Annotated in this window: 5 protein-coding genes and 1 pseudogene; 2 read left to right on the top strand and 4 right to left on the bottom strand. The window is 69.5% G+C overall.

Going from position 1 to position 4,626, the window contains the following annotated elements:
- The 3 genes and pseudogenes from FNH05_RS32770 to FNH05_RS32760 all read right to left on the bottom strand — a co-directional run.
- Positions 1-191, bottom strand: a pseudogene (locus FNH05_RS32770) (ABC transporter ATP-binding protein); the annotation flags it as partial.
- A 102-nt stretch (positions 192-293) separates the two neighbouring features.
- The gene (locus FNH05_RS32765) at positions 294-776 is read right to left on the bottom strand and encodes a DUF6448 family protein (protein WP_144592722.1); all 483 of its coding nucleotides are present in this window, start codon (positions 774-776) and stop codon (positions 294-296) included.
- A 134-nt stretch (positions 777-910) separates the two neighbouring features.
- Positions 911-1,495: a hypothetical protein gene (locus FNH05_RS32760; RefSeq protein WP_144592721.1), complete on the bottom strand. Its 585-nt coding sequence runs from the start codon at positions 1,493-1,495 to the stop codon at positions 911-913.
- Positions 1,496-1,563: 68 nt separating this feature from the next.
- Here FNH05_RS32760 and FNH05_RS32755 point away from each other — a divergent pair, with 68 nt between their 5' ends.
- The gene (locus tag FNH05_RS32755) at positions 1,564-2,082 is read left to right on the top strand and encodes a DUF1990 domain-containing protein (protein ID WP_144592720.1); all 519 of its coding nucleotides are present in this window, start codon (positions 1,564-1,566) and stop codon (positions 2,080-2,082) included.
- A gap of 9 nt (positions 2,083-2,091) precedes the next feature.
- Here FNH05_RS32755 and FNH05_RS32750 read toward each other — a convergent pair whose 3' ends face one another.
- Positions 2,092-3,561, bottom strand: coding sequence for an FAD-binding protein (locus FNH05_RS32750; RefSeq protein WP_144592719.1), 1,470 nt, complete (start codon positions 3,559-3,561; stop codon positions 2,092-2,094).
- Positions 3,562-4,193: 632 nt separating this feature from the next.
- On the opposite strand from FNH05_RS32750, the gene FNH05_RS32745 reads away from it, so the two are divergent.
- Positions 4,194-4,626 (top strand): transglycosylase family protein (locus FNH05_RS32745; protein ID WP_144592718.1); only part of this gene is annotated, 433 nt, incomplete at its 3' end.

Genomic DNA, 4,626 nt, shown 5'->3' with positions numbered 1-4,626 from the left:
GCCGTCAACCGCAGGCGGCCGCTCAGCGCAAGCAGCAGCGAGGTGCGCCCCGAGCCGCCGGGGCCGTGCACGACCAGGAATCCGCCCGCGGGCACCTCGAGGTCCACGTTCTCGAAGACCGGGCCCCGGGGGCCGCGCACGCCCAGCCCGCGGGCGGTGACCGCGGCACCCACCACACCTGTCGTCTCCACGTCACGGACTGTAAGGGCGGCCGGGCGATGCCGCCGGGCCAACGCGGGGTCCGTGCGGGGAACGAATGATCCGGTGACACCGAAGTTCACCCGGTCGTGAGGTCAGCCGGAGGTGATCGCCTGGTGCAGGTGATGGCAGAACACTTCGAACCCGAGCGTCGCTTCGACGTGTTCCCTGGCCTTCGCCACGCTCCCATCCCGCTCGGCGGCGGTACTGAGGACCCGGTCCAGACGGCTCCGCAGCGCCTGCCGCAGTTCCTCGCTCAGCAGGGCGTGCACCCGGTCCGTCGAGCCCGATTCCACGGCCTTTTCGGCCAGGGGAAGGACCGGCCCCTCGTCCGTGCCGGCCGGTTTGAGACCGGTGAACGGGGCGCCCTCCCCGGCACGGTGGAGGCGAACCACGGTTTCGTCGAACCATTGCTCGGCCAGCTCACCGGCGACCTGGCCCAGGGCACGCATCGGAAGCACCCGGTTGAAGGCGTGGCGCACCTCCTCCTCGGCGCCGGCGGGAACGAACGGGAGCACCAGTTCGACGTCCTCGGTCGCCAGGGCGGCCCGGGCGGCGGTGACGACGGGCCCGCTCATCGAGTCACAGTGCGGAGGCATCCGGCCACCTCCCTTGTTCGAGGTCGTTCGGTCCTTCAACCCAACAACCCGGCGCACCCGGGGCGAAGAGCCGAAAGTCCCCTGTTCCTCGTCGCGCGTCACGGACGTCGGCTTCAGCGGGTCCAGAGCAGCGGCTTGTCGTCGTACTGGCCGCTGCTGTAGCGGGCTCCCGCGACCTTGTCTTCGTTGTCGGCGGCGTCGAGGATGCAAGTGTCGAACTTCGCTCCCACGGTGGTGAACGTGCTCGGAGTCAGCTTCGGCTCGCAGGCCTCCACGGAGCCCGTGATGAACGTTCCGGTGCCCGAGCCGTCGGCCAGTGCGGCGCGCACCAGGGGCGGGTTCTTGATGGACAGGTCGGTTCCGCCCACGTTCTCCAGCGTGAAGCGGACGTAGTAGGGCTGCAGGCCCTCGGCGTTCTCACCGAACTTCTGGCGGAAACCGGCGACGTCGCCGGGCTCGACCGAGGTCACCGTGATCGCCACGGAGCCGTCCTGCCACGGGATCACCGCGCGCTCGCCCAGTTTCAGCTTCGTCCCGGGAGCGGCGACGCCGGCGGGGACGACGGGTGCCGCCTTGCTCGTTCCGGCCACAGTGGACGATTGCGGCGCGGCGGCGCCGCCGGTGGAACCTCCGCACGCAAGGGTCGCCAGCAGCGGCAGGCAGAGGGTGCCGATGGTGAACGTCCTCCTGAAGCGCATGTCTTGGTTCCTTTCGCACGAACTCGCCGGCCCCGGTGCGGCGGGCTTCGGGCTGGCACCATAGCGGTATGGGTGTCCGGTTGCTCCCGCCAGGCCAGGTCGCGCGGCTGCGTGCGCAACAACTGACCTATGCGGAGGTGGGCGCCTCCGAACACGATCCTCCGCGCGGCTACCGGGTGCTCCACCGCACCCGGACACTTCCCCGGAACGCCGATTTCGCCGCCGCGGCCCACGATCTCGCTCATTGGCAGGTACAGCGACGGGCGGGCCTGCGCGTCGCCGCCTCCGATCCCGAGGCACGTCCGGGAGCGGTGGTCGTCCTCGGCCTGCTCGGGGTCAAGGCGCCCTGCCGGGTGATCTCCGTCATCGACGAACCGGATCGCCGCGGTTTCGTCTACGGCACGCTCCCCGGCCATCCCGAATGCGGCGAGGAGGCCTTCCTCCTGGAACGCGGCGCCGACGGCCGCGTGAGGTTCACGATCCGCGCGTTCTCCCGCCCTGCCGGGCTGCCGGCCCGGCTCGCCGGGCCGCTGGGCCACTGGGCGCAGGACGTGATCATCCGCCGCTATCTCACCGCGCTCGGCTAGACCTGCTGATCAGCCCCGCCGAGCGTGGGCCGCGGCGTGGCGCCCGGCCAGTCTCCCGAAGAAGGAAGCCTCGCCGAGCTGGGTTCCCGAGGCGTAGCCGCTGCCGTCGACGGCGATGTTGGACGCGCAGGCGCCCGCCGCGTACACCCCGGGGATGACCTCGCCGTCCTTGGACAGCAGCCTGCCGTCCGGATCGACGCGCAGGCCGCCGCAGCTGAATCCGGCGTAGAAGCACTTGCCGGGCGTGAGGTCGTAGGCCCCGTACGGCGGCTTGTCGAGGGGCACGACATACTCGGGCGCCTTGTGGAACTCGGGGTCCTCGCCCGCGGCGGCGGCGGTGTTGTACGCGGTGAGGGTCTTGGCGAGGGAGCCGGCGGGGACGCCGAGGCCCTCCTCCATCTCCTCCACCGTCTCCCATCCGTCGATGAGCGGCTGGAACCCGTAGGCGGGCTTGACCATGGTCTCCGAATCGAGGATCAGGTAGGCCGCCTGGCCGGGCTGTTCGAAGACGGCGGAGGCGGTCCGGGCGTGGTACGAGTCCTCGCTGACGAACCGGCGGCCTTCCTGGTTGACGACGATTCCCTTCAGGGTGTCCTCGGGCGGATAGAACGGCGAGGTGAAGAAGGCGCCCTCCATGTGGTCGGCCACTCCCCCGACCGACTCGCCGAGGCGGATGCCGAGCCCGTCGTCGTGGGTGTTGCCCAGCGCCATCCCCCGCGCGACCAGCGCGTTGAGCCGGGGCGCGTAGGCCGAGACCATGTCGGCGTTCATGACGAAACCACCCGCGGCCAGGACGACCGCACCGGCGCGGACCGCACCGGTCTCACCGAACCGCTTCCAGGTGACACCGGCGATCCCATCCTGGTCCACGATCAGGGCGGTGGCGCCGGTCTCGTACCGCACCTCGACCCCGAGCCGCTCCAGCCGGTCCAGTGCCAGCCCCACGACCAGGGAGGCACCGCCGAGGTCGCCTTCCACCGGCGGCTTGTGCCCGCGCGGTGCCGGCACGGCCAGCTCCCGGAACGGCCAGACCTTCTCGTTGCCGGTGAACATCACGCCCTCGGTGCCGGGCTGCACCACGGTCTTGCCGGGATAGAACGAGCGCTCGAACTCGAAACCGAGCGACTCCAGCCACGCGAAATGCTCGACGCTTCCCTCGCAGTAGCGCCGGATCTTCTCCGGATCGCACTCCGGCGACATGGCGCGGAGGAACTTCGCCATCTCCCCGGGCGTGTCGTCGAAACCGGCCGCCCGCTGGACCGGGGTGCCACCGCCGAGGTAGAAGTGCCCGCCCGCCATGGCGCTGGTGCAGGTGAGCCTGCCGCCCCGGTCGATGACCAGCACGCGCGCGCCGGAGGTCGCGGCCTCGATGGCGACGCTGACGCCGGCCATGCCGGCACCGACGACCAGCACGTCCACCTCGTCGGACCAGCCGGTCACATCCGCAACCGCGAGGGCCGCCGGAGTCTCCGTAGTCATGCCCCAGAGACTAGAACCTGTTCTAGTGATTTGCCAAGGCGGCGGCGTGCGCCTGGCCACTCTCCGGCAGCCCGCGCGGGACCCCACGGTAACGGGAGCCGCACGCTTCGGGCACGGTCACTCCCGCCGCCGCCCCCATATCCGCTCCCGCCAGGACGCCGCGTGGACACTGTTCGCATTTCGCCGGCCACGGACGGCCGAGAGTCGGATCAAGATCGTAAGCACGATGTAACACTTGCTCGTGATTAACAGTTGTACTCCTTCTTCCGGCAGGAAATTCACGAGCGCTCCCCCAAGCCTGTCCGACGACCCCTCATCGCCCTCGAAATCCCTGCCACTAAGCCATGATTTATTTTCGAACGCATGATCAACGATCAAAACAATACGCGCACAACCCATTACTCAAACATTTAAACTGTGCCCCTGGTCACTTACCTAGTGACACTCGCCGTTTCTCATTCGTAACCTGAAATTGCTTTGGCGGTGACCTGCGATCGACCCCGAGGATCAGCGGCCACGAAGCCACCCGAAACGCCACTGGCGCGGTTTTCCCGATTCGCTGCGGCTTATTTTGCCGTCGCGATGCCGCGCGCCGTGACGTGGGCGGTGTGAAGGAAAGGAACCCCGCGCAAGTGGGACGTCACAGCAAGCCCAGCAAGACGAAGACCATCCTCAAGCGGACCGGCGTCAGTGCTGCTCTCGCAGGCGCCGCCGTCGGGGGGATCGGCATCGCCGGAGCCGGAACCGCCAACGCCTTCCCCGGGCAGGCCGGTCTCATCGCCTGCGAAAGCGGCGGCAACCCGGCCGCCGTCAACAACACCGCCGCTGGTCAGCGCGCCGGTCGCCCCGCCGGCCTGTTCCAGATCGTGACCGGCACCTGGCTCGCCAACGGTGGCGGGCAGTTCGCCCCGACCGCCGACAGGGCCGCCCCGTGGCAGCAGCAGATCGTCGCGGACCGCATCTACGCCAAGCAGGGTTCGCGTCCGTGGGAGTGCAAGACCGGCCCCGGCCCGGCCAAATTCGCCAACTTCGGCCCGAGCGGCAACACCACGCTGACCGCCAAGG

Source organism: Amycolatopsis rhizosphaerae (assembly GCF_007713715.1).
Taxonomy (GTDB): Bacteria; Actinomycetota; Actinomycetes; order Mycobacteriales; family Pseudonocardiaceae; genus Amycolatopsis_E; species Amycolatopsis_E rhizosphaerae.
Note: the sequence above shows the minus strand (reverse complement) of the source record. Positions and strands in the feature narration are given on the sequence as shown.

What these genes read in the sequence shown, in the direction of transcription:
- FNH05_RS32765 (WP_144592722.1), bottom strand. Translation starts at nt 776, where the DNA reads ATGAGCGGGCCCGTCGTCACCGCCGCCCGGGCCGCCCTGGCGACCGAG.
- FNH05_RS32760 (WP_144592721.1), bottom strand. Translation starts at nt 1,495, where the DNA reads ATGCGCTTCAGGAGGACGTTCACCATCGGCACCCTCTGCCTGCCGCTG.
- FNH05_RS32755 (WP_144592720.1), top strand. Translation starts at nt 1,564, where the DNA reads ATGGGTGTCCGGTTGCTCCCGCCAGGCCAGGTCGCGCGGCTGCGTGCG.
- FNH05_RS32750 (WP_144592719.1), bottom strand. Translation starts at nt 3,561, where the DNA reads ATGACTACGGAGACTCCGGCGGCCCTCGCGGTTGCGGATGTGACCGGC.